This window comes from Polynucleobacter rarus (assembly GCF_003072505.1).
Lineage (GTDB): Bacteria > Pseudomonadota > Gammaproteobacteria > Burkholderiales > Burkholderiaceae > Polynucleobacter > Polynucleobacter rarus.
The window spans coordinates 1,230,502-1,254,930 of sequence record NZ_NTGB01000001.1; the positions used below are offsets into that span (position 1 = coordinate 1,230,502).

Consider the following 24,429-nt stretch of genomic DNA (forward strand, 5'->3'; position numbering starts at 1 on the left):
TTAGTGAAATAATATTTGCTGAGCAGGAGTGTCAATCGGCATTTGAGCATGTACGACTTCAGCTGATCGATTGGGGAACAAGGGTACTCCACAGTCTTCACACATTTCTGGTGTAAACAACATTGCATGTTTAAACACATCCCCTACTCCAGCCTCAACCAAGGTAGAAGAAATCAGTTGAATCGTAACATCTCGATCTCCACCGGCTTCAATATCCTCACTAGATACCGACTCGCGATCGTATAAAGGCCAAACAACCCCATAAATAATGTCTGGATGACCTTTTATGGCAAATGAAATCCTGAACTCATCTGCGATTTCAGAACCAAAGGGGGCAACTATACAAGACAACTCTGAAGGTTTTAAACCTAAAGTCGTTTCTAAATAATTGACTGCAGCTTTAAGACTAAGTGGTCTTACCCGCTTATCTGCATCGCGACAATTGGTATAAAAAGCATCTGGTATCATCACTTCAAATTCACAGCCTGGGAGTAAATTGACCAGTGTTGGTTGAATCGCTTCTTGGAGGCTCTTTAAGCTCTGTGAGCGCTCTTTTCGTTCCGCCTCTTCTTCCTGCCAGACAAAGAAAGGTTGTCCTTTCTCGGTGGCGATAGCGCATAAAATAAAGCGTGGATCGGCCAATACTGCAATAGTATCTGGCATCTCCTTTAAGTCATAAGATAAATCTGTTTGTTCGACAGCGCAGGTTGCCATTTTTTCAAGCAATTGACGAGTTTGGGAATGTGATTGTGGAATTTGATCAATACTGTAGAGCCATGGAGCAATACTTAACTTCACATTATTTGCAATTAAACACTCATTTAAACAATCAACAATGGTTGCTGCAACTGAAGTAGATATTGCCCCATAAGGGATACTGTACTTGGTTTGAGCAATAATCGGTAGGGAGATTAAAAGAACGTCGTAGGACTTTCCTTCAAACTCATAAACAAAAGACTCCGCAGCGGTTTCGGCAGCATCCGCTAGGATTTCAAAAGCACTTGTTTGGCTTTTAAATGTGATATCAAGCGCACTATCAATTACATTTTGATACTGTCCTTTAAGAAGTCTTGAGAGCCTATCAAAAATCTTACTCTCCCAAAAGATATCCTCTACTTTGCTTCCGGATGATGCCAGAGCTAATACCTCTGAAACCAGCTTTTCAACCTCTGGGGAAATTCTTGCTTTAGTGCGTATTCTTGAAGTGCTCATCATTAGCCCCTTAGACTGTAGCTTTACGCTTAAAAACTGGACGTATCGGAGTCGATTCTGACTCACAATATTGATACCCCTCATAATCAAAGGCAATCAACTTTGCTGGCGACTTCACTTGGTGATCAATAATAAATCGAGCCATTAAACCCCTGGCTTTTTTTGCATAAAAAGAAATAATCTTATATTTACCGTCTTTTTCATCTAGAAATACAGGAGAAATAACTGGATATCCTAACTCTTTCATATCCAGCACTTTAAAGTATTCTTCAGATGCTAAATTAATTAAAAAAGGATGCTGATGGCCTGATAATTCACTCTTCATATTAGTAGTTAACTGGCTCCGCCAAAAGGCATATAAATCTTTTCCAGCTTTATTGACAAGGGCAGTACCCATCTCTAATCGATAGGGTTGCATTAAGTCTAATGGTTTTAGGATGCCATACAAACCTGAAAGGATCCTAAGGTGCTCTTGAGCGAATTGAAGTTGCTTTTTATTCAGAGAACTTGCATTCAAACCCTCATACACATCTCCATTAAAAGCAAAAATTGCAGGCCTACTATTTTCACTAGAAAAGTTTTTTTGCCAAGAGGAGAACCTCACCGCATTTAAGGTAGCGAGCTTATCTGAAATATCCATCAACTTGGAGATTTCAAGCGGTGAAAATTTTTTCAGTTGCTTGACCAAAACAGCAGACTGATCAATGTAGCCAGGTAATGTTGTGGGAACATCGAGCATGGGCGACTCGAAATCCAAAGTTTTAGCAGGTGATAGAACTATAAGCATGATTTTTAAAATTTTGGAGATAGTTAATTTATACCAAACTTTTTATAAATAATGAAGTTGGGGGTATTACAACTACCAAGGTAGCACATTTTTGCTAATTGTAAATTCTAAAAAATGATGGTGCTTTTACCATTCAGAAGAATTCGGTGCTCGGCATGCCATCTTACCGCTCTGGCTAAGGCCATACATTCGGCATCACGACCTGCTGCAGCTAATTGGTCCGGATCCATAGAATGATTGACACGTTGCACTTCCTGTTCAATGATGGGCCCCTCGTCTAAATCAGAAGTAACATAATGCGCTGTCGCTCCGATTAATTTCACCCCACGTTGGTGAGCTTGCCAGTAAGGCTTAGCACCCTTGAAACTGGGCAAAAATGAATGATGAATATTGATAACTTTACCAGTTAATTTCTCACATAATTTTGTCGACAAAATTTGCATATACCTAGCTAAAACAACCAGATCAAATTTTTCTTGTTCAATCAACTCTAATAAACGGTCCTCTTGATCCGATTTTTTTTCGTCTTGGGATGAGCTGATTGGAAAATAATGAAATGGAACTTTGTAGGACTTTGCTAAATCTGCAAAGTCATGGTGATTAGAACCGATTCCTTGAATATCAATTGGCAAACTACCGCTATTGCTTCTGAACAATAAATCATTTAAACAATGACCAAACTTCGATACCATCACGAGCACTTTAGGTTTTTTTTGCGCATCATAAAAATGACTATCCATATAGAAACGTCTAGCAATAACAGCAAAATCTTCCTCAAGTCCAGCTAAGGTAACACTCGGTTCGGCTTCAATAAAATGAACCCGCATAAAAAAACGTCCGGTGAAAGTATCACTGAATTGGGCTGAGTCAAGAATATTCGCACCCTTCAAATGCAAAAACTCACTTACTGCGTGAACAATTCCAGGTCGATCAGGGCAGGAAATCGTTAAGATATAGCCAGCATGATGAATATTTTCACTGATGGATGTGGAATTTTGAGAAGTTAGATTTGAAGTAGATTGATTCATGAATTTTTAAAAGAGTTTAAACAAAAAGAAAAGACCATCAAACCATTGAATACGTCTAAAGACATTACTAATCACCTACTTTTCACAATGGAGAAAAGTTCGTATATTCTAGTATTATAAATCCAAAGGTTTTTTAAGTAGCCCATGTCTAAAATACTGAAGTCTGCCGTCTCACAAACCAATCAATGGCCAGCAATTCCCCTTGCTGAGGCACTTCGTCCAAAATCAATCGCAGATGTTGTGGGACAAGAACATTTACTCGGTGTAGGAAAGCCACTCCAACTTGCATTTGAATCCAGACAACCGCACTCAATGATCTTATGGGGACCTCCGGGTGTTGGTAAAACAAGTCTCGCTAGGTTAATGGCAGCATCTTTTGATTGTGACTTTATTTCGATATCAGCAGTACTGGCTGGGGTAAAAGAAATTCGTCAAGCGATTGAGCAGGCTGAACAGAATCTAGCGCAATTCGGGACTAGAACCCTACTTTTTGTTGACGAGATTCATCGCTTTAATAAAGGCCAGCAAGATGCCCTACTACCATTTGTTGAGTCAGGTCTGATTACTTTCATTGGAGCCACAACAGAAAACCCTTCTTTTGAAGTCAATTCTGCGCTACTCTCTCGTGCTCAAACCTATGTCTTAAAATCGCTAAATCAAGACGATTTGCAAAAACTTTTAGAAAAGGTCAAAGCCTTCGTCAATAAAAATATTGAATGGGATCAAGATGCCGTGACGATGATTAGCGCTTTTGCAGATGGTGATGCTAGGCGTTTTTTAAATCTTCTGGAACAAATCCTCCAAGCAGCTGTTACTAAAAATCTACAAGTTATTAATTTAGCTTTTGCAGAAAATCTTCTCAGTACTAAAAGTAGACGATTTGATCATGGTGGAGAATATTTTTACGATCAAATTTCTGCCTTACATAAATCAGTCAGAGGATCAAATCCAGATGCGGCACTTTACTGGCTTTGTAGAATGCTTGATGGTGGAGCAGACCCCCTCTATTTAGCGAGACGCATTGTCAGAATGGCTTGGGAAGATATTGGACTAGCTGATCCAAGAGCAATTCAAATCGCCAATGATGCCATTAGCACATTTGAAAGGTTAGGTTCACCTGAGGGGGAACTAGCTTTGGGACAAGCCGTCATTTATTTGTCTATGGCCGCAAAAAGTAATGCTGGTTATAAAGCTTTTAACGCTGCCAAATCATTTGTTAAAAATGATCAGACTAAAGAGGTGCCAATCCATCTTCGTAACGCACCAACCAAATTAATGAAGGAATTAGGTTATGGTCATGCCTATCGGTATGCCCATGATGAGCCGAATGCTTATGCAGCCGGCGAAAACTACCTTCCTGAAAATATGGCTGCACCCAATTGGTATCAACCTACTGACAGAGGTCTCGAGAAACAAATTCAGGAAAAGATGCAATTTTTAAAAAGTCTTGACGCCAAAGCCAACGAGAAAAATTAATTTCAAAAAATTAAGTCTCATCGCAAAATTTTACAAATTCATCGAGTTCAGCTCGCTCCGTAACAAGTTGATTGACAGTTACAGAGGTATCTTCATATCCGAGGCTGATTGCCATCACATACTGCTCATCCGATGGAATTTCCAAAATATCAGAAATGACTTGATGGTAGGAAATAAATGCAGCTTGTGGGCAGCTAGCAAGACCTCTAGCAGTTGCTGCTATCAGAATATTTTGCACAAACATCCCATAGTCAAGCCAACTCCCTTGTTCCATCACTCTAGGAATAGTTAACATCAAGGCAACGGGTGCGCCGAAAAATTCGTAATTTTTAGCATGCAATTCATGCATTTTTTGGTGCTCTCCTCTGGCAATACCGGCTAGAGCGTAAAGATCATAACCCACTTTCCGTCTGCGACTTAAAAAAGGTTCTGTCCAATTTTTAGGATAGTAAATGTATTCGGGGCGATGTAATAGATTCTTTTCAGGATCATTAAAAATTTCTAAAACAGCATTCGTGATTTGTTGTTTTTTATTACCGGTTAAGACATAAACCTTCCACGGTTGAATATTGGAGCCGGAAGGAGCTTTAGCGGATACCCTTAGAATATCCTCAATCATTTGACGCGGAACCGGCGTCGGTAAAAAGCCCCTTACCGAACGCCGTAACTGCATTACCTCATCAACTACTTTGGTTACTTGGGTTGTATCCATCATAAAAATTTTACTTAAACGCGTTCAATCACAATAGCGATACCTTGACCAACCCCAATACACATTGTGCAAAGCGCGTACCTACCGCCCTTGCGTTCAAGTTCATATAAAGCTGTAGTCACTAACCTGGCTCCACTCATACCTAAAGGATGACCTAAAGCAATTGCCCCGCCATTAGGATTGACGCGAGCATCATCATCGGCAACTCCTAAATCTCTCAAAGTTGCAAGACCTTGTGAAGCAAATGCTTCGTTGAGTTCAATCACATCCATCTGTGAAATATCAAGGCCTAACATCTTCAAGACTTTTTTACTTGCAGGCGCTGGACCAATACCCATAATACGGGGAGGCACACCAGCTGTGGCGAGACCAAGAATCTTTGCTCTAGGTTTTAACTGAAATTGCGAGACTGCATCAGCAGAGGCAATCAATAAGGCACAAGCTCCATCATTGACACCAGATGCGTTACCTGCAGTAACCGTACCATCCGGTTTGACAATTGGCTTTAATTTTTGTAAGGCCTCAATCGTGGTGGCTCTTGGATGTTCATCTTGACTAACAATAACCGGATCCCCTTTTTTTGAGGGAATCGTTACTGGAGTAATTTCTAGTGCAAAGCGACCATTTTGTTGCGCTTCCGAAGCCTTTGCCTGAGATCTTAAGGCAAAAGCATCTTGATCTGCTCTTGAAATACTAAAGTCGCCAGCAACGTTTTCTGCTGTTTCAGGCATTGAATCAACGCCGTGTAATTGCTTCATTAGTGGATTAATAAAGCGCCAGCCAATTGTTGTATCAAATACTTGATTGCTTCTAGAAAATGCCGTATCGGCTTTAGGCATGACAAATGGGGCCCGACTCATACTCTCCACTCCGCCTGCGATACCTAAATGGATTTGACCAGAAATAATCCCGCGAGATACAACTCCGATAGCATCCATGCCTGAGCCACACAAGCGATTTACCGTTGAGCCTGGGACATCAATTGGTAAACCAGCTAATAAAGAACTCATTCTGGCGACATTGCGATTATCCTCACCAGCCTGATTAGCATTTCCGTAAACAACCTCATCCACTTGGGTCCAATCTACTTGAGGATTACGTTGCATTAGGGCCTTAATTGGTACAGCACCTAAATCATCAGTTCTCACACTCGATAATGCTCCGGCATAACGGCCGATTGGTGTTCTAATCGCATCACAGATATAAGCTACATTTGGTTTCAATTCATTTGACAATTTAATTCCCCTTAATTCTTTAATAGTTTTGCATCAGTCACCGATTGCAACAACTCAAAGGACATCTCATTAAAAATTTCTTTGACGAGTAATCCCCCTGGGACTACTTCAAAAACACCTAAGTCCGTAAAAATCATCGCCACACAAGCAACACCTGTAAGCGGATAGGTACATTTTTGGACTAATTTACTACTACCTTCTTTAGTTAAGTGATCCATCATCACAAAGGTCTTATTGGCGCCAACGGCTAAATCCATTGCACCGCCAACAGCAGGAATAGCATCTGCATCACCGGTATGCCAATTAGCTAAATCCCCTGACTCAGAAACTTGATAAGCACCTAATACACAAATATCTAAATGACCGCCACGCATAATTGCAAAGGAATCTGCCTGATGAAAGTAAGACCCACCAGTAAGCAAGGTTACTGGTTGTTTACCCGCATTAATTAAATCCCAATCTTCATCACCCTTTGCCGGTGCTGGCCCCATCCCCAAAATACCATTCTCAGAATGTAAGAATATTTCTTTATCCGAAGGTAAATAGTTTGCAACAATCGTTGGCATCCCAATACCTAAGTTCACATACGCACCCTCTGGTATGTAGGAAGCAATTTTGGCAGCAACTTCATTACGCGTAACTGGCTTTAATGAAGAAAGTTCTGTTGGTTGAGTCATTATTTCGCTCCTTGATTGCCCATTGGCACAACGTATTTAACAAAAATACCGGGTGTTACAACAGTTTCAGGATCAAGCTCGCCAAGCTCTACCACTTCATTCACCTGAGCTAGCGTATTTTTTGCAGCCATCGCCATAATAGGACCAAAGTTTCTAGACGCTTTACGATAAACTAGGTTACCCCAACGATCGCCTTTGTTTCCTTTAATTAAGGCAAAATCAGCACTTAAAGGCGTTTCGAAGACATAGTTTTTACCATTAATTACTCTAGTTTCTTTACCCTCTGCGAGTAAAGTGCCGTAAGCAGTTTGGGTAAAAAATCCACCTAAACCAGCACCCTGCGCTCTGATTCGCTCTGCTAAATTACCTTGTGGGGTTAATTCCAGCTCAATTTGTTTAGCTTTAAAAAGATTATCAAATACGTAAGAATCTGCCATGCGTGGATAAGAACAGATAATTTTTCTGACTCGACGCGCCTTTAGTAAAGCTGCGATACCTGTTTCACCACTACCAGCATTATTGGTAATAATGACTAAGTCTTTGGCATTTTGACCAACTAAACCCTCAATCAATTCATGAGGGATACCTGATCCACCAAAACCACCAATCATAATGGTCGCACCATCTTTGAGACCAGCAAAGAGCTGGTCCATGTCTACTGAAACTTTATTTATCATATAAATCTTTTATTGTTTTGGTCCAATAGTAAGTTCAAGGGTTGGTAAATGATCGATCGTACCAACTAGATGATCACCAACCTCAACTTTGCCAACACCTTCAGGTGTTCCTGTATAAATTAAGTCACCCTCTTTAAGATGGTAAAACTGGGATAGGTTAGAAATGACTTCTGCAACGCTCCAAATCAAGGCATTCAGATCAGAGGATTGCTTAACTTGACCATTTACGGTTAATTCAATTTTGCCGTTATTCAGAGGCCCTGTCACCGATTTAGGAATAATTTCAGTAATGACTGCAGAGTCTTCAAAAGCCTTACCAAAATCCCAAGGACGCCCCATTTCACGGCTGGCAATTTGCAGGTCACGACGTGTCATATCTAAGCCACAAGCGTAACCATAAACACAATCTTCTGCATCCTCAACTGTCACTCTAAAAGCAGGCTTACCAATGGCAATTACTAATTCCATTTCATAATGTAAGTTATTTGTGCTCAGAGCATAAGGAGTTGTTGCTGGGCTCAAAACAATAGCGTTCGCAGGCTTCATAAAATAAAAAGGTGGTTCACGATCTGGATCGAAGCCCATTTCTCTGGCATGCGCAGCATAATTACGACCAACACAAAAAATTCTAGAAACTGCGTAGGAAGCATCAGTACCTTTTACAGGAACACTTGGAATGGCTTCTGGGTTAAACACATAATTCATGATTCGTCCTTAAAAAATTTGTCTCAAGCACACAATAATAAACCACTTAGCAAAGCAACTTGGCGTTATGGGATGAAATATCCCCATGCTTGACCTAACTTCGCTTTTTAAAAAAAAGTGGGAGATTTGCCTGAGTTCATCTAAAAAAAATAATAGCTTTGTGATTTATGTAAAAATCAATGGAAATTCATTATTTTGAAGAGGCCATTTAAATGTCACATATTCAATATTTAACTCAAATTTATCTCGAATCTGGCGCCATTCAACGACTCCCATCAGAATGTATCAGACTAAATATCAAAAAACCCTTGGTTGTTACCGATCAAGGCATTAAATCTGCAGGAATTTTATCGAAAATTGAAGTGGTTTTGCAGGGGATGGACTTTGTGGTGTTCGATCAAACCCCATCAAATCCGACTCAGCATGCAGCTGAAAAAGGTAAAGAACTTTATGAAAAAAATTTCTGTGACGGCTTAATTGCGCTTGGAGGAGGCTCATCGATTGATTGTGCAAAAGTAATCTCAATCCTTACCACCCACCAAGAACCACTAAAAAACTACGCAACGATTGAAGGTGGATCTAACAAAATTACTGCCCAAGTTACCCCCTTGATAGCAGTGCCAACGACTAGTGGCACAGGTAGTGAAGTAGCCAGAGGCGCCATCTTAATTTTGGACGATCAACGTAAAGTGGGATTTCACTCATGGCATATCCTACCTAAATCAGCTATTTGTGATCCAGACCTTACCCTAAACTTACCCCTTTACCTCACTGCAGCTACTGGAATGGATGCAATTGCACATTGCATAGAGACCTTTTTAAATGTACCCTTTAACCCAACTGCTGATGCTATTGCTTTAGACGGCCTTGAACGAGCTTGGCAGAATATCGAGTTGGCGACTCAAAATGGCCAACATCAAGAAGCGAGACTACAAATGATGACCGCATCGATGCATGGTGCAATGGCCTTTCAAAAAGGCTTGGGTTGCATCCATAGTCTTAGCCATAGTCTAGGCGGTTTATTGCCAAATCTTCATCATGGCACGTTGAATGCGGTGTTCTTACCAGCTGTATTGCGCTTTAATGCTAAAGCAGAATCAGTGATTGAGCAAAAAAAGATGCGAACCATTGCTACGAAAATTGGTGTCTCAGATGAAAGCATTGTGCCCGAGGCTATGTTGAATCTTTCCAAAAGACTAGGACTACCAACGGGTTTAAAAGACTTAGGGATTGAAGATCATCATTTTGAGAAGATTATTCAAGGGGCTTTAAAGGATCATTGCCACTTTACCAATCCAAGAATTGCCACATTTGATGATTACAAAAATATTCTTCTTGAATCGATGTAACTTATAAATTTGTTAAAGATTTAAGATAAAATAAAAATACCGATTTAAGAATAAGTAATTAATGCAATGTTACTAATTTAATTAGATCATTTAACAAACGAGAAATGTCATGACATCAAAATTTCGCATCAATGCATTATTGGGTTTATTTTTGAGTGTTTCGCTGACATTTTTACCAGCGGAAAACTCCGCAAAAGAATCTCCTAAATATCAGAAACACCAAATCATTATTGCCAAGGTGATTGGTATTTCAGATGGTGACACCATCACCCTTCTCAATGAAGATAATACTCAATTAAAAATTCGACTAGCAGGGATTGATTGTCCAGAAAAAAATCAGGCTTTTGGTAATCGAGCAAAACGCTTACTCAGTGAAAAAGTCTTTGGTAATGTGGTTAGGGTAGAAATTAGAGGAATCGATCGTTATGATCGGACTTTGGGAATCGTTCGATTAGGTGATGAAGATATTAATGAATATCTTATTCACGAGGGTGTTGCATGGCATTACAAACATTACGCAAAAGATCAACCCGCTGAAGAAGCAAAACGTTATGATCTGGCTCAAGAATATGCAAAAAAAACCAAAAAAGGTTTATGGATCCAAGAAAATCCTACAGCACCATGGGATTTTAGAGAGCAACGTAGAAAAGGCGAGAATAAATCTTAAGTTTGAAAGTTAATAGGCCTTACAAAAACCACTACTCTACTATTGAAGGAGTAACATGGAGCTCTAATAGTCATTGCTTTTTTGACTAGCTAAAAAAAACCATGAACAGTCATCAAATCATTTGCTCGATGTGCGGGAACCCCCGCCAATTTACTCTCAAAGAATGTCCCTATTGCGGAGAAACTGATTTTCTCTCGGATGCGGATGCACAAGTTAAAGCGTTTACGATTAACTTAGAGTCTGGCCTTCCTACAATCGATGAGGCATTTTTAAGGTTTGAGCATTATCTGACTCGCCTACAAAATACGGGTATTCGACTAATTAAGGTCATTCATGGTCAAGGATCAACTGGACAAACTGGAAAAATTAAAAAGGCTTTTCGGGATGCAATGGATTATGGGAAGTGGACCAATGCAATAGCTGAGGTTTATTACGGTGAGGTCCTAAAACCAGGTTTATCAGGATTGGAAGAGTTACGAAGAAGTCATCCAACCCTTGCCAAAGGAATCACCCTAGATATGCATGGGAACTCAGGTATTACTGTCCTCATACTTTTTAAAGACTTTTAGTACTTAATCGTCCTGAAAAGAAAACTCTTTTTCTAGATCAGAGAAGATTCTTAAAGTCTGACTAGCCGAAATAAAAAAGTCTCGAATCTGAGATTCGTTTTGAACATCATTGAGAAGATGATGATTTGAGAGAATCTGTCGCCAATATCTTGAGCCTCCAATACCATGCGCAAAGCCTAAAACATGACGAGTAATCGCCGCGATATTAAAAATAGATTTACCCTGACTTTGTTGACAGTATCTAAACCAACGAATTGAGTAATCAATTAACTGTTCTTCGATAACCTTCCATGTTTGGGCATTTAAAAAATAACCATAATTTTTGCCTGAACTCTCAATCATTTGATCCCAGGCTAATAAGTGGGCTGGGGTATGGTAAGCCGCTCGCCCGATCATAAAACCATCAAAATCATCCCAATGGTTGGCAATATCCTGATTGGTTTCTAGCCCCCCATTGAGTAAAACATTAACATGGGCAAACTGATTTTTCACATCTAGCCGAAGCTGCTTTGCGACTTCATATCTTAAAGGAGGAATCGTTCTATTTTCTTTTGGTGACAAACCTTTTAGGATGGCATTACGAGCATGAATAGTGAGTTGTGAAGCTCCAGCGTCACAGACCTTCAGCATAAAATCAAGGACAAATTGATAGTCTTGTTCTTGTGTGGGATCCATCTCGTTTAAACCCAAACGATGTTTGACACTAATCGGAATATCTACCGCATCTTTCATAGCTTTAACACAATCAGCAACCAAATCCGGCTCGGCCATAAGACAAGCACCAAAGGAGCCTCTTTGAACTCGCTCTGAAGGACAGCCACAATTTAAATCAATCTGATCGTACCCCCACTCTTGAGCAATTTTGGCGGCCTGCGCTAGGTCTGCGGGCTCACTCCCCCCTAATTGCAAAACAACAGGATGTTCATCTTGATCAAAATCTAAATGCTTAGGACGATCACCATAAATAATTGCACCGGTATTAATCATCTCCGTGTAAAGAATTGCTTTTTTAGAAAGTATTCGATGAAACGATCGGCAATGCCGATCAGTCCAATCCATCATCGGGGCGACTGCCAATATTTTTTTATCTTTATTTTCCACTTAAACTTTTAATTAATTAGATAGATTCGACTTTGATTGCAACCCACTTTAAGGAAAGAACAATTTCAGCGTTGAGGTATTAATCATAACCTTTTTGTTGGTTGATTAATTACTTGATCACTTGTAATTAATTTAATTAATTCTTGAACTCATGTTAATATTGAATACAATATAAAAATTAATATCAACCAAAAGTTACTACACAAAAATTAATTCGATAATGTTAGTTAATAATAAGAAAATTCGTGAATATTAATAAGAAAATTCGTGAATATTAATTTTCCTAAATTAAATATTTCTGGGCTATCTCGAGTAGCAAACGAGATGGAAATTGGAGGTTCTTATTTTTTGATATTAGATAACGCCTCTGTTAAAACCAGTTTAATGATTGGCAGTCTCAGGTCTTCACTTGAAAGTAATATTTCATCAGTTTTAATCTTAAGTTCTATTTCTGATGTTGAAAATAACTCAGCCAAAACACTTTGGGGTGGTTTCTTAAAATCTGGTGTAGAGAGTGGTTCATTAAAAATATTCATACATGATGAACATTTTAGGTCTAATATTTTTCGATATGGTATCAAGCGGTTTATTCAGGATTTAGAATTCCTCAACCTAGCAAGTGGCAGTTTTATATGGTTTGACTTCGCTGAGCAACTGTTCACTATTCAAGATATTAATTTTGCTGCGAAACAAGTCCAAGTTATTGTGGACTGGCTCAAAATGAAGCAAGTTACTGCGGTATTTGTTTTTGCTAAACTTAACACCCACGAATCCCACGATATTTATCTTTTGTCAGAGCACTTGTCTGGACTTTGTCGAATTGGTGGAGGTAACAGAGGCTTAGAAGCAAAGTTTTTACATTGGCATTCTCATGAGGGAGATATTGCTCATAAGAATTACGCGCTTGAGGAGTCCAACTCTGGCTTTTATCGCACCAGTTTGCCGACAAGTTCCAACGTCCTTGAAAAATCCTCTTTACATATTAATTTAGATCCAAGCGTTGCTGAGTGTTTAGAATTAACTACAGTCGAGTGGATTTTTCTTGATTCGCCATTAAAACTAATACATACCCTTCGTGATAGCCCCTCGCCAACTATCGTCTTACGTTTTGGTTTAGGAACTGATATTTTAGAATTAGCACAAACAGTACATACTTTAAGAACAGTAATCGGACGAGGGGCAAAAATTATTGTTCACGAAGATAGTTTGTCCCTAAGACATAGTTGTGAACTCTTATTGCTTTCCCTCGGTGCAAATGTGGTGATGCACAAAGAAATACCTGTTTGGCGTTTGCCCCTTTTAGTAGAGTCATTAGAAGATACTTTATTTAATCGGGACATAGATGTACCTTTTGACAAACTAATACTTGGCGTTGAACCAACTCAGCTAGCTGGACTATTAACCATTGAAGAGTTTATTGATCAAGTTGATAATATTCTCAAGATAACTAAGGAAAATAAAATCCCTGTTGTTCTTTTTAAAGGGACAACCCACCTTGCACAAGTCTCCCAAGAAGTTTTGAAAGAGATTAGATTATCTCGAGTGGGTGATTTTTGTGCCTTTGACGGCTCATCAGTCTATATTTTCTTATTATCCTGTCCTTCTTATCATTTGAAAGAAATTTTTGATCGTATTTGTTCGGTCTCTTTAGATTCAATTTTTATTAACTCAAACTTTTGGACTTCACCAGAAAACATAACTGCTGAATTAGAGAAAATTCAAATAACAAGCGCTGAATTTATTCCAACAAATTTTAATCAAATAGATGCAATCCTTCCCTCAGAACGTCTTGATCACTCTTATTGTGAGAATGTAACATTAACAAATAATATTATTGAGCCACTACCAACGGCTGTAGCCACTGAAAATGAATCAATCCAGCAAACCATTCAGCCACAAGAACAAGTAATTAGTACACCAATTAATAATAATTAACTATTAATTTCTTTTGCGATCAAAATTTCTGTCAAGTTAAATATTCTTCGCATAATAATTAAAAAGGAGTAGTTCGGATGTGTTTTAAAGGTAAAGGTTCTTGTTATTTCGAGATAGCCTCTCTTCAATTTTTGATTTTATTCACTTGTTTAAATTCACCATTAGTGTTTGCTGAGAATACTAAGCTTATCAAAGCTGATTCTGTTAGTTTAATTACAACTACTGAGATAAGTGACGTCGATGAAGTATTGTTAAAAAAAAGATTAGATGATGTTTACACAATGTATGAAAAAGGAAATTCATCAGGGGTAATTGAAGATGGTGTGCCTTTACTCAAAGTTTTCCCAAATGAAACACGTTTGCGTTTTGCATTAGCTAACTCTCTGGTGTGGAGTACGCCCCGCTTCGAAGAAGCAATCGCTTTGTATAAAACTTTACTAACAAGTGAATATGCAAAAGAGTCAAAATTAGGCCTTGCAAATGCATATCGTTGGACAAGCCGTGATGATTTGGCAATGCCATATTATCGGGAATTAATTGCAGCTAATCCTGAAGATGAAAATGTTAATGAGGGTTATAAACTATCTACTATGGCAATGCGTGCCATGACAACCTATTCATTTGGGACTTCAAGTGACTCTAACACTATGCAACGTAATGAAGCCTCGGTATCTCATAAATTTCGTAACGAAAAAGGAGAGTTTTTCGAAGTCTCCATTAGAGGTATTCGAGATACAACTCCCAGCCTTGTAGATACAAATGGTAATTCTCAAGAGACCATAGCAAATCAACGAAGTATGACCTTTCGTTATCAAAATATAAATTTGCCACTTTCGCCTACCTTTGAACTTACTGCGCAAACGAAGGACAATTCAAATGCCTTTGGTGGTGTTGAATTACAAATTAACAAATCCACTAAATTAGTACTGAATCGTATTAATTGGGGCGTTTTATCATTCAATGCAAATGCCGCTGCGGCAAATTTATCTGCTGGTCATGCCGCTCTAGAATCATCCTATGTCGGTCGTCTTGGCTCAGTTAGTGGGCGGGTAGATTATTTTGCAATAAGTGATGGTAATCACGTCACATCTTCATATTTTCAAGCTTCACCTAGCTTTTCAATTGGTAAAAATATCAAGCCCTTCATTGGTATTCAAACAAGAGACCAAGCTCAATATTCTCCAGTTTATTGGTCACCAATGGAAGGTTACGGAGTTTATTTTGGCGGTTTGAGAACAGAATGGACAAATAATGTCACAACTTTGAGCATATCTGCACAGTATGGTATGAAGTTATATGGTGATGGGGCTCGTAACTACAGCGTATTCACTAAGGCCCGAACAAAAGTTACAGATGACTTTGCGGCTAGTATTACAGCTGCATATTCCGCTGGTGGTGCATATGGGCCGGAATACACCTATAGTTCAATTATGGGAACTATTGAGCAATTATGGTAGCCATCGTTCGATTTAAGTTTTTTTGGTTGATTTTGGGAATGAGCATTATCTTGACAGGTGCTTTTATTGCCAATAGAGCAATTCTTAACTCTAATGATTTCTCTCTTAAACTTTTTTTGGATAACACAATATTAGCTGTACTAGGTGGTTATTTGGTGATCTTTTTGTTTGTTTTGATTTTTCGTTATGTTGGTTTATTGTTTTTTTCTCTGTCTGAGCATTTCAACCGAATTCTAACGCATAAAGAATATTTCGTTACTACTCAATTAGATCAATCTACTCTCCCAATGGTTTCAATTATTGTGCCCGCCTATAACGAGGGTCTAGTGATAGAGTCTGCCTTGGTTTCACTACTTACAATTAATTACAAAAACTTTGAAATCATTGTTGTTGACGATGGGTCAAAGGATGATACTCATAAAAAAATATTAGCCATTGCTGCAGAAGATCCAAATCAGCGTATCAGGGTCATCAAAAAACCTAATGGAGGTAAAGCCAGTGCATTAAATTATGGGGCATCGGCTGCGCGCGGAGAATTTATATTAAATATGGATGGTGATACTAAACTATCCAAAGATTCATTACTCAATGCAATAAAACACTTTGATGATCCTAAAGTAGGAGCTGTGGCGGGAAATATTAAAGTATTAAACCGTGAAAACACATTAACTAATTTGCAAGCTTTGGAATACATTGAAGGTTTGGCGATGGTACGCTCTGCGCAAGGTTTTATGCATATGGTAAATATCGTACCAGGTCCATTCGGCATGTTTCGAAAATCACTCTTATCGCAAGTTGGTGGGTATGACTATGATACGTATGCAGAGGATTGTGATTTAACTTTAAAGATTTTATTCAGCGGTTGGCGCATTGTTTATGAGCCAACTTCGATTGCATACGTAGAATCACCCGCCAAACTATTAGATTTGCTTCAGCAACGTTATCGTTGGACTCGTGGTATGTTGCAAGCTTTAATTAAACATTCCAAGCACCTTTTTAATCCAAAGCAGTCCAAAACAAACTTCTTTATTTTGTGGTACATGGCTTTTGAAACATTAATTTGGCCATTTTCTTCTATTTTTGGAACCATATTTTTCATTTATATTGGTCTTCAACATGGTTTAGTCAATCTACTTTTTTTTTGGTGGCTGCAATTGACTATTTTGGATGTTATTGCGGCCTTATATTGCATTTTAGTTGAGGATGAAGATCTAAGATTGATTTTTTATGTTCCATTATTTCGGATGGTTTACTGTACAGTAATTGATATTTGTAAAGTTTTCGGAATCATAGAGGAATTTCTTGGCCTTAGTATGACTTGGGGTAAGCTTATCAGAATAGGGAAAATGTAATGGATATTGTTTCAATATTTGCAATAGTCATTTTGTTAATTTCAATTGGTACATTAATGATTGGAGTTGCAGCTTATATAGCATTTAAAGTGCGTTCAGCTCGCGGTCCAAAGCCGATTGTTCATGGCTATGATAATCCAGTAGATGAACTTATGTTTCTAAAACCTTATGTACCTGAACAGCAAAATATTCTTTCTCTGCATTCATTGAACTCTAGTCCAATGGGTTTGAACAAAACAGAAAATAATATTCAACAAACTTAATCTGATGAAGTACAAGATGGTTTAGAACTTTTTAGCAAATGAACTTCAATCAAAATATGAATAACTCCAATAGTATTAAAAAGTCCCATTCAAGATCTTATATATTGGTACTTTTGAGTTGTATTATCTTAATTTTTAGCATTTACTCATCCTATCCAATGATAAAAAAAGTGAGTTTTTTATCAGATGTAATAGCCAAATCATTTGGAGTGCGTCCCCCGAAGATTATTCTTTATGCGCCCAAAGAAACCATTAAATATTTTAGTGATTCAGGTGGCAATTACGAAATACTGCTTAAGCCATGGATAGATTATTTTCGAGTTAACAAATTACTTTATGAAAGAACTGATAACTTAAATAATCTAGACGTAAACTCCAACTCGGTATTGGTTTTAGCATCAGCAGTATCGCTAACCAAATCAGACCGAGACAAAATTATGCGCTTTCATAAAGCGGGTGGATCAATTTTAACTAGTTGGTCTACTGCAACCTTGGATGAGAAAGCATCATGGGTTGGTTGGGACTTTCTGCGGGATTTGGGAGCAGAGTATGTTGGCGAAAGTACCTCAAAGAAAACTGGGTTCATTGTAACTCGTGGTGAAACCCCCGTTACGTCTTCCTTACCTGCTGGATTTCGTATTCAATTGCATTCAAGTGATGAACCAATTTTACGGTTTAAAAATTCTGAGTCCTCAGCCGGATTGCTTTTAAATTGGGATCGTATTGCAGATAGAAAAAGCCCTGGAGACACTGTAGTTGTTTTCAATGAACCACAAAATGGTAGTGGTCGTGTTGTATGTTTTGGTTTCCCTGAAACTGTTTGGGAACATAATCCAATAATTCTTTATCCAATTCTTGACGACACCTTCAATTGGTTAAAAAGAATCCCGATTACTATACGATCTGCATGGCCTAATGCAATGCAGTCTGCTCACCTACTTTCCATGGACACAGAGCAAGGGTTTAATGGATCTCTAGGCTTTGCTAAACTTCTGCAAGACCGAAAGATGCCTGCTACTTTTTTTATCTTAACTTCACAGGCCAAAGAATTTCCAGAGACTGTAAAAGTTTTAAATAGTAATTTTGAGCTTGGTTTTCATGGGGATATCCATACTGCTTTTAAAGGACAAACCTTTAAAGAACAATCTGAACGAATTAAAGTGATGCGTTCAGATTTGGATATTACTATAGAAAAACATCAAGTTGTTAAAGGCTTTCGTCCCCCTTTTGAGCAATATGACTCATCTACTGAAGAAGCACTCTATAGAAGCGGTTTTTTATATGAATTGGTAGATCCAGCTAGCACTAAATCTAGATTACCCTCCACAACTCAAGTACCTATATTCGATAAATCCAGTGGATTAGTGGTTCTCGCTCGAACTCAACGTGATGATTTTAATCTTTTGAGTGAGTCGATAAATAATAATCAGGATCAAACTGAACAATTAACAATCATGCTTAAAGAAGATTTAGAGATGGTAATTAACAATCGTGGACTCGGAGTTTTAAATATTCATAGTCAAAACTTTACCCCTAACTCCCCCTTAGAGAGAGCAGTCGAATCCTATTTAGATACCTTATTCAAGAAGAAAGATCAAATTTGGATTGCAACAAGTGGTGCAATTGCACAGTGGTGGCTAGATCGATCTCGTGTGACAATTAGCACAAATGCTAAATCTAGACACATGCTTTTAAATTTAACTGTGTCAGGTAATGATGCAATTGATAACTTTGCAGTGATTATGATGGTTCCTAAGCGTGATTTAGCACCAAGTATAAATGCTTTAAAAGTAGGAATTCCAAAGGCAAAAGTAGAAAAATTAGATGCATTTCGGTATAAAATTCTTTTCCCTTTAATGAGTCCAGAAAATTATCAATATGAAGTTACTTTTGATTAACATATTTAAGTTACTCAGAATGAAGCGAATAGAAATCTCGCACTAAAATACACGAGTTTCTCTCATGGGAGCTTTCTTGTAGAGGACTAGTAGAATTCCAACTCAGAAAGTGAATACATCTCCATACACTTTCACACTAATCTGTTTGTTTAAGTTTTCATTTTCTTGATCAATGATTGTCCGTATTGCTTTAGGACGGTCTAAAGCAAATTGAAAAAGCTCTTTATATTCCAGATTTTTTGGATTCCTTAAATCATCTTCTCGAGCAGCAATAAAGGTTTTTAGCCATTCAATTTCATTAATCCCTTTTTTAGGGGTTCCACCTACTTTTTTATTTGCTCGATCAACAATTGTCGGTAGAGAGTCATAGGTATCACCAAAGCCATGTTGGATTCCTGCTTCATATAATGCAACATAAGAAATTGGCAGGACCAATCCTAGTTCTCTAGCTAATTGATGAGCTGGCTTCCTATAAAGTCGGTCATTTACGTTATCTTGAGCTTTCCGAAATAATGGATCAGCTTTCGCTACGCGAGACCAATCTTCTTTGAGACCTTTAATCGGATTGGTATTTGAAGATCCGTATACTCCTCGCAGAGGCTTGATATAAGGCTTTAGAACATTATCTGGGGACAAGCGCTCATACTCAAGTAATACTTCCAACATATCACCTGTCCTTGATGTAAAACCAGCACGCCCTGCTGTAAAGCCATTTCCATCATTAATGTCACCAATAAATTCATATTGAATAGTTAATGTACTATTTTCAAAAATACTGACTAGAGAGTCTTCAACGATTAATAAGCGAGGATTCGATTCGATAGGATTTAGGAGAGTTTGTGCTTTGCAAGTTGCTGCGACTAACATAGTTAAAATAGTTAATGATAGTAATGGTTTAGCTACGGTTCGAAAGAAAACAAGCAACATAATTTGAAAGACCTTATAAAGATTACTAAATAAAACATGTGAGGCTAAATTAAAAGTACAAAAAGCCCTCCTATCAACTTCTTGTGAAATGAAATATCTTTAGAAAATAGCCTCAGGCTGGTTACATATTTGGAAGTTTTCAGCTTTGAAACTTGGAGTTACTCCGGGGAAAATACGTATTTTTGAAACGAAACCTTTTGTGGAGTAAAGAGGAACCTTAACGATACTTTCTTTGCTAGCTGGTAACTCAAATGTCATCGTAGCTACATTTTTTTCTGATGTAAAAAGCTGAACTTTTATCAAGGATGTGCCTTTTTCATAAAATGATAAGTAATTCATCTTATTTGATCCTTTTGGGAAAACAACTTCGACAAAATCTGTTTCTTTACTTTGCCTACCATTGATTTTGTTAACTACACTAAGTTCAAAGTTTGATGGACGGCATTTTTTTTCGATTAAAGCAGATGCTCGATAAAGCCATTCTTGATTATTAAATTTATAGCGATCCTCTCTGTAAGGATAGTCTGGTAATACTTTTAATTCGCGCTCAAGTATTTCCCAAATCACCAATTTCGGCCGCTGTTTCTGAAAAGGACTATCTTGCAACATAGAAAGCATTGCGTACCAAGATCCTTTATCTGCGGTAATTGCATAAAACGCAGGATTGCGTTGCAAAGTAAATTGTAGAGCTTCTGGAAAGAGAGTCCATGGCTTGCTGTAACTTGAGCCAACCTCTATTAAATCAGCAATATCTTCGCCGTCAAATAACCCTACCTTTTTATTATCTCGTCTAACAGCTGAATAGTTCTCCCCGCGCTCAATACCGTTTGACACATAACCTGGTGGCAATGACTCAGCAGAAGTCAAATCACCTTTAGGCCAATTGATAATCCCTCCCTTGAACAAAATATATTCAGTAATTGCAGTTTTTTCAAAAGCATCCTTTAAAGCTGGAGTATTTTCAATCGTACTTTTCAGAGTCTGTGCTGCGAGCATACCTCCTGAAGGTGACCAATGAGTGTCATACTTAAAATAAAGAGGTGTAGTACTATTTTTTTCAGAACTTTTTAAAAAGGCCTCATTAAGATTTGCGAAATTTATACCCTCTTGTGAAAACTTAAGTGTCACATTTTCATAGTTATCCTCCATAAAGGGATTCAATAAATCTCGATTAGGTTCTAATTTTTCAGAATAAATACGCATCTTCAATGGAACTAAAGTAACGAGCAATTCAATCTCATTCATTTTTAGTAGTTTATTAATTTTTGAAACAAGGTCTATGTTTTGAGAAATATCTAGTTTTGCAGAGTTATCAAAAATCTCATTTTTGTAAAACAACCAATCTTCCTTACCCACGATAGAAGTTGTTACAGCATAAACTTGAAATGATAAGAGTAAAGTCAGAATACTGAGAAAAAATTTGAAGATCATCGTAATAAATTTCACTATTGTTAAAAACACGAAAAAAATAGATAGTAATATATTTATATCAACTTACTGATTAATGCTTATGTGTTGTGTTTTAGAGCCACCAAATCTTACTTATTACTATTATTCATGATCATAAAATAATGATTTATCAAAAGTAATATCAAATTCAAGAATTAACTAAAAGGTGATTTTCAAAATATATTAAATTGAGTTTAAATTATTGTGATTAATTTTTAATGATTTAATTACAATAGATAAATAATGCACCAAAAAAAACATATAGGAAAGATTTATGAGTTTTTCAATAAAAAAAATATTTTTAAAATCTCCCATAAGCTTAAGCATTATTGGTTTTTATTTTGTACTAAGTCCCATTACTTTTGCAGCAGACAATAGAGAATTATATGATCCGGAACCTCCATTAAACTCCTCTTTTTTAAGACTGATTCAAGTCGGCTCAAATGATACTTACGAAGTGCTTATTGACGGCATCAAAAAAAATCAAGTCTTGAAAGCAGGGAATGTCACAGATTATTTCGTTGTTTCATCAGGAATTCATCGCATTCAATTGAAAAACCAAAGTAATCCTAGTAAAGATATTAAGTCTTCCTTGACCATAATGCCTGGCTATTTTTTTACTTATGCTTTCATAAACTATACAGAAAATTCCAAAAAAGTCCTGTTTAAGGATCTTGCAAATATAAACCAAATGAAATCCCAACTGAGTGCGTATAATCTCACAAAATTAATTGATAAATTTGACCTTGAAACTTCAGAGGGGAAAATTTCTATTTTCAAAGATATTAATCAAGGTTCATCCAAATCAATAGCTGTCAACCCAATTAATATATCTGTATCACTCATCGATTCATCTGCAACGAACAGATTGAGGCTTTCCCTCAATCTACAGGCTGGAAAAAGTTTCAGTCTTTTTTTGTTTGATGATTTAGATAATCTTTTAACTTCAAATTTTCAGATTGACAGCATAGAAAAATTAAAAAGAATTGTTCCATGAACTACGTAATCAGAATTTTCTGTAAATTTAATTTTTTGATTTGATTAGAATTTTTAAAAAAAATTAAATGTATGAATCTTTAATATGCCTCCTACTTTCCACCCCAACCTACAAAAATCAACAACGTTCACTGCTAAAATTCTATAAAGACATAATAACTAACAAAAAATGATAACAACACGAACAGTTTCAATGATAAAAGGCTTGGATAGTTCCCCAAAAGCTGATAAAACTTGGCCGATTGAAGGAATCAGCAGAGCTCCTTATTGGATCTACACTGATCCAGATATTTATTTATTAGAACAAGCCAATATTTTCAGGGGTAACGCGTGGCATTATTTAGGAATCGATGCCGAGGTTCCTGAGACTGGCGACTACAAAACCACCTATATTGGTGATACCTCTGTTCTGATGGTCAGGGCTGAGGACGGTTCAATTAACGGTATGGTGAACCGCTGTGCTCACCGGGGCAACATGGTTTGCAGGGATGCCTTCGGTAAAGCTGAATCTCTCTACTGCGTCTACCATGCTTGGAACTATGACCTTAAGGGAAATTTAAAAAATGCTGCCTTTAGCCGTGGAATTCGTGGTGAAGGCGGTTTACCGAAAGATTTTGATAAAGCCAACCATGGTCTGACCCAACTTCGTACCGAGGTTATTTGTGGCCTCGTTTTTGCTACATTTAGCCAAACAATCGAACCTCTAGAAGAATGGCTTGGTGATGTTGCTTACGGTATTAAACGATTGCTAACAAGACCCTTAAAAATCTTAGGTTATGACACGCAGAGAATTAAATCGAACTGGAAAAATTATCATGAAAACCCCAGGGATTCCTATCATGCCAATATCTTGCATACCTTTTACGGGACATTTGGCTTATCAAGACAATCTCAAGAGTCGGGGATGGTGCTAGATAAGTTGGGCCGTCATTCTTGCTTCTACACTAAAGCGGGGACAGAAAAGAACGATGCCAACTATCAAAATACCACCTCAGAGTTAAGATCACATAATGATCAACTCAAGCTAGAAGATCCTTCCATCTTAAAGTGGGTCGATGAAATAGGTGATGGTGTTAGTGTTCAAATTTTATCTGCTTACCCTTCTTTCGTGCTACATCAAATCGCAAATAGCTTAGCCACCAGACAATTACTGCCCAAAGGACAAAACCAATGTGATTTAGTTTGGACGTATTTTGGTTTTGCCGACGACGATGAACAAACCACCCAAAGACGCCTAATCCAAATTAACTTAGCCGGCTCGGCAGGCATGATTTCCGTTGAGGATGCAGCGGTATGTGAAATGACTTACCGCGCCATTGCAGATGGTCAGGTCGGTAACTCCTTTATAGAAATGGGCGGGACAGATTTGACTTCCGGCGGATCTAGTAAGTTATCCGAACGAGCAATTCGTAATTTTTGGCATAACTATCGCCAAGATATGAACCTTTAAGTCAAAGAATTTTAATCATGAATACTTTTTATACCAACGAATCTGATTACCGTCTCGTTGAACAATTAATTTTTGAATGGGCCCGTCGCATCGATGAAAATCGAGTCGAAGAAATTGCTGATTTATTAGTTCCCAATGGCCGATATACAGTACAGTCTCGTTTCAACCTTGATAGAAACTTACCGCATTGCTCCATTGACTGTCATAGCCCAGCGCAGTTAAGAGATCGAATCTTATCCATGCGTATCGCTAATATTTATGAACCGCATCACTATCGACATATGATTTCGGGGATTCAAATACTAAAGAAAGAAAATAACCTTCTTGAAGTAGTGTCAAACTTTTCTATCATTAGAACGATGGAATTAGATGGACAAATTCAAATCATCTTCACAGGTCAAGCGAGAGACGAAATATTGATTGATCAGCAAACGATTCTTTTTACAAGAAGACATCTTGTATTTGACTCAAGAGCCATTGAAACATTACTTGTTATTCCAATTTAAG

At 37.7% G+C, this 24,429-nt stretch carries 22 protein-coding genes and 2 pseudogenes; 13 read left to right on the top strand and 11 right to left on the bottom strand.

The features are described from left to right. The 3 genes from AOC35_RS05780 to purU all read right to left on the bottom strand — a co-directional run bounded on the left by AOC35_RS05780 (position 1) and on the right by purU (position 2,970). Complete coding sequence (locus AOC35_RS05780) at positions 1 to 1,212, bottom strand: DUF2863 family protein (protein WP_108646192.1); 1,212 nt, start codon at positions 1,210 to 1,212, stop codon at positions 1 to 3. 10 nt (positions 1,213 to 1,222) lie between these two features. Continuing rightward, positions 1,223 to 1,999: a peroxide stress protein YaaA gene (yaaA, locus tag AOC35_RS05785; protein WP_108646193.1), complete on the bottom strand. Its 777-nt coding sequence runs from the start codon at positions 1,997 to 1,999 to the stop codon at positions 1,223 to 1,225. A 107-nt stretch (positions 2,000 to 2,106) separates the two neighbouring features. Beyond that, complete coding sequence (gene purU / locus AOC35_RS05790; RefSeq protein ID WP_108648734.1) at positions 2,107 to 2,970, bottom strand: formyltetrahydrofolate deformylase; 864 nt, start codon at positions 2,968 to 2,970, stop codon at positions 2,107 to 2,109. Positions 2,971 to 3,171: 201 nt separating this feature from the next. On the opposite strand from purU, the pseudogene AOC35_RS15910 reads away from it, so the two are divergent. Together AOC35_RS15910 and AOC35_RS15915 are read left to right on the top strand one after the other, a co-directional pair. Next, positions 3,172 to 3,691, top strand: a pseudogene (locus AOC35_RS15910) (AAA family ATPase); the annotation flags it as partial. Positions 3,692 to 3,741: 50 nt separating this feature from the next. Beyond that, positions 3,742 to 4,503 (top strand): annotated as a pseudogene (locus AOC35_RS15915) (AAA family ATPase); the annotation flags it as partial. Positions 4,504 to 4,513: 10 nt separating this feature from the next. On the opposite strand, the gene AOC35_RS05800 reads toward AOC35_RS15915, so the two are convergent. The 5 genes from AOC35_RS05800 to AOC35_RS05820 are packed head-to-tail and all read right to left on the bottom strand — an operon-like array spanning position 4,514 to position 8,509. Continuing rightward, on the bottom strand, positions 4,514 to 5,215 hold the full coding sequence (locus AOC35_RS05800; RefSeq protein WP_108646195.1) for a nitroreductase: 702 nt from the start codon (positions 5,213 to 5,215) through the stop codon (positions 4,514 to 4,516). Between the two features lie 14 nt (positions 5,216 to 5,229). After that, on the bottom strand, positions 5,230 to 6,450 hold the full coding sequence (gene pcaF, locus AOC35_RS05805; protein WP_245898438.1) for a 3-oxoadipyl-CoA thiolase: 1,221 nt from the start codon (positions 6,448 to 6,450) through the stop codon (positions 5,230 to 5,232). 11 nt (positions 6,451 to 6,461) lie between these two features. Next, complete coding sequence (locus AOC35_RS05810; RefSeq protein WP_108646196.1) at positions 6,462 to 7,127, bottom strand: 3-oxoacid CoA-transferase subunit B; 666 nt, start codon at positions 7,125 to 7,127, stop codon at positions 6,462 to 6,464. Further along, a complete protein-coding gene (locus AOC35_RS05815) occupies positions 7,127 to 7,804 on the bottom strand; it encodes a 3-oxoacid CoA-transferase subunit A (protein ID WP_108646197.1) in 678 nt (225 codons plus the stop codon). Before AOC35_RS05815 ends, AOC35_RS05810 begins: the two co-directional genes overlap by 1 nt. Before the next feature lie 9 nt (positions 7,805 to 7,813). Next, positions 7,814 to 8,509, bottom strand: a complete 696-nt coding sequence (locus tag AOC35_RS05820; RefSeq protein ID WP_108646198.1) for a fumarylacetoacetate hydrolase family protein — start codon at positions 8,507 to 8,509, stop codon at positions 7,814 to 7,816. A 212-nt stretch (positions 8,510 to 8,721) separates the two neighbouring features. On the opposite strand from AOC35_RS05820, the gene AOC35_RS05825 reads away from it, so the two are divergent. From AOC35_RS05825 to AOC35_RS05835, 3 genes are all read left to right on the top strand, one after another. After that, a complete protein-coding gene (locus AOC35_RS05825) occupies positions 8,722 to 9,858 on the top strand; it encodes an iron-containing alcohol dehydrogenase (RefSeq protein WP_108646199.1) in 1,137 nt (378 codons plus the stop codon). 109 nt (positions 9,859 to 9,967) lie between these two features. Then, entirely contained in the window at positions 9,968 to 10,525 is a 558-nt protein-coding gene (locus tag AOC35_RS05830) for a thermonuclease family protein (protein ID WP_108646200.1), read from the top strand. A gap of 101 nt (positions 10,526 to 10,626) precedes the next feature. Further along, a complete protein-coding gene (locus AOC35_RS05835; protein ID WP_108646201.1) occupies positions 10,627 to 11,094 on the top strand; it encodes a Smr/MutS family protein in 468 nt (155 codons plus the stop codon). 3 nt (positions 11,095 to 11,097) lie between these two features. On the opposite strand, the gene dusA is transcribed toward AOC35_RS05835, so the two are convergent. Then, the gene (gene dusA, locus AOC35_RS05840; protein ID WP_245898439.1) at positions 11,098 to 12,195 is read right to left on the bottom strand and encodes a tRNA dihydrouridine(20/20a) synthase DusA; all 1,098 of its coding nucleotides are present in this window, start codon (positions 12,193 to 12,195) and stop codon (positions 11,098 to 11,100) included. 267 nt (positions 12,196 to 12,462) lie between these two features. On the opposite strand from dusA, the gene AOC35_RS05845 reads away from it, so the two are divergent. From AOC35_RS05845 to AOC35_RS05865, 5 genes are all read left to right on the top strand, one after another. Further along, positions 12,463 to 14,130 carry a BcsE family c-di-GMP-binding protein gene (locus tag AOC35_RS05845; RefSeq protein WP_108646202.1) on the top strand — a complete coding sequence of 556 codons (1,668 nt, stop codon included), beginning with the start codon at positions 12,463 to 12,465 and terminating at the stop codon, positions 14,128 to 14,130. A 77-nt stretch (positions 14,131 to 14,207) separates the two neighbouring features. Beyond that, positions 14,208 to 15,587, top strand: a complete 1,380-nt coding sequence (locus AOC35_RS05850; protein ID WP_108646203.1) for a tetratricopeptide repeat protein — start codon at positions 14,208 to 14,210, stop codon at positions 15,585 to 15,587. A 287-nt stretch (positions 15,588 to 15,874) separates the two neighbouring features. Continuing rightward, the gene (locus AOC35_RS05855; protein WP_281259304.1) at positions 15,875 to 16,939 is read left to right on the top strand and encodes a glycosyltransferase family 2 protein; all 1,065 of its coding nucleotides are present in this window, start codon (positions 15,875 to 15,877) and stop codon (positions 16,937 to 16,939) included. Beyond that, a complete protein-coding gene (locus AOC35_RS05860) occupies positions 16,939 to 17,202 on the top strand; it encodes a hypothetical protein (RefSeq protein WP_108646205.1) in 264 nt (87 codons plus the stop codon). The genes AOC35_RS05855 and AOC35_RS05860 overlap by 1 nt, the downstream gene beginning before the upstream one ends. A gap of 170 nt (positions 17,203 to 17,372) precedes the next feature. Continuing rightward, positions 17,373 to 19,100: a polysaccharide deacetylase family protein gene (locus AOC35_RS05865; protein ID WP_159077492.1), complete on the top strand. Its 1,728-nt coding sequence runs from the start codon at positions 17,373 to 17,375 to the stop codon at positions 19,098 to 19,100. A gap of 102 nt (positions 19,101 to 19,202) precedes the next feature. Here AOC35_RS05865 and AOC35_RS05870 read toward each other — a convergent pair whose 3' ends face one another. Both AOC35_RS05870 and AOC35_RS05875 read right to left on the bottom strand, forming a co-directional pair. Next, positions 19,203 to 19,967, bottom strand: coding sequence for a chitosanase (locus AOC35_RS05870; RefSeq protein ID WP_211307483.1), 765 nt, complete (start codon positions 19,965 to 19,967; stop codon positions 19,203 to 19,205). A gap of 159 nt (positions 19,968 to 20,126) precedes the next feature. Continuing rightward, entirely contained in the window at positions 20,127 to 21,383 is a 1,257-nt protein-coding gene (locus AOC35_RS05875) for an alginate O-acetyltransferase AlgX-related protein (RefSeq protein ID WP_159077493.1), read from the bottom strand. 367 nt (positions 21,384 to 21,750) lie between these two features. Here AOC35_RS05875 and AOC35_RS05880 point away from each other — a divergent pair, with 367 nt between their 5' ends. The 3 genes from AOC35_RS05880 (at position 21,751) to AOC35_RS05890 (ending at position 24,428) form a co-directional block, all read left to right on the top strand. After that, on the top strand, positions 21,751 to 22,473 hold the full coding sequence (locus AOC35_RS05880) for an alginate O-acetyltransferase AlgF (protein WP_108646209.1): 723 nt from the start codon (positions 21,751 to 21,753) through the stop codon (positions 22,471 to 22,473). Positions 22,474 to 22,641: 168 nt separating this feature from the next. After that, positions 22,642 to 23,922: an SRPBCC family protein gene (locus AOC35_RS05885; RefSeq protein ID WP_108646210.1), complete on the top strand. Its 1,281-nt coding sequence runs from the start codon at positions 22,642 to 22,644 to the stop codon at positions 23,920 to 23,922. Between the two features lie 17 nt (positions 23,923 to 23,939). After that, complete coding sequence (locus AOC35_RS05890; RefSeq protein WP_108646211.1) at positions 23,940 to 24,428, top strand: nuclear transport factor 2 family protein; 489 nt, start codon at positions 23,940 to 23,942, stop codon at positions 24,426 to 24,428. Position 24,429 lies beyond the last annotated feature (1 nt).

Coding starts and splice junctions, on each gene's coding strand:
- AOC35_RS05780 (WP_108646192.1), bottom strand. CDS start 1,212: ATGAGCACTTCAAGAATACGCACTAAAGCAAGAATTTCCCCAGAGGTT.
- yaaA (WP_108646193.1), bottom strand. CDS start 1,999: ATGCTTATAGTTCTATCACCTGCTAAAACTTTGGATTTCGAGTCGCCC.
- AOC35_RS05800 (WP_108646195.1), bottom strand. CDS start 5,215: ATGGATACAACCCAAGTAACCAAAGTAGTTGATGAGGTAATGCAGTTA.
- AOC35_RS05810 (WP_108646196.1), bottom strand. CDS start 7,127: ATGACTCAACCAACAGAACTTTCTTCATTAAAGCCAGTTACGCGTAAT.
- AOC35_RS05815 (WP_108646197.1), bottom strand. CDS start 7,804: ATGATAAATAAAGTTTCAGTAGACATGGACCAGCTCTTTGCTGGTCTC.
- AOC35_RS05820 (WP_108646198.1), bottom strand. CDS start 8,509: ATGAATTATGTGTTTAACCCAGAAGCCATTCCAAGTGTTCCTGTAAAA.
- AOC35_RS05825 (WP_108646199.1), top strand. CDS start 8,722: ATGTCACATATTCAATATTTAACTCAAATTTATCTCGAATCTGGCGCC.
- AOC35_RS05830 (WP_108646200.1), top strand. CDS start 9,968: ATGACATCAAAATTTCGCATCAATGCATTATTGGGTTTATTTTTGAGT.
- AOC35_RS05835 (WP_108646201.1), top strand. CDS start 10,627: ATGAACAGTCATCAAATCATTTGCTCGATGTGCGGGAACCCCCGCCAA.
- AOC35_RS05850 (WP_108646203.1), top strand. CDS start 14,208: ATGTGTTTTAAAGGTAAAGGTTCTTGTTATTTCGAGATAGCCTCTCTT.
- AOC35_RS05855 (WP_281259304.1), top strand. CDS start 15,875: ATGGTTTCAATTATTGTGCCCGCCTATAACGAGGGTCTAGTGATAGAG.
- AOC35_RS05860 (WP_108646205.1), top strand. CDS start 16,939: ATGGATATTGTTTCAATATTTGCAATAGTCATTTTGTTAATTTCAATT.
- AOC35_RS05870 (WP_211307483.1), bottom strand. CDS start 19,967: ATGTTAGTCGCAGCAACTTGCAAAGCACAAACTCTCCTAAATCCTATC.
- AOC35_RS05880 (WP_108646209.1), top strand. CDS start 21,751: ATGAGTTTTTCAATAAAAAAAATATTTTTAAAATCTCCCATAAGCTTA.
- AOC35_RS05885 (WP_108646210.1), top strand. CDS start 22,642: ATGATAACAACACGAACAGTTTCAATGATAAAAGGCTTGGATAGTTCC.
- AOC35_RS05890 (WP_108646211.1), top strand. CDS start 23,940: ATGAATACTTTTTATACCAACGAATCTGATTACCGTCTCGTTGAACAA.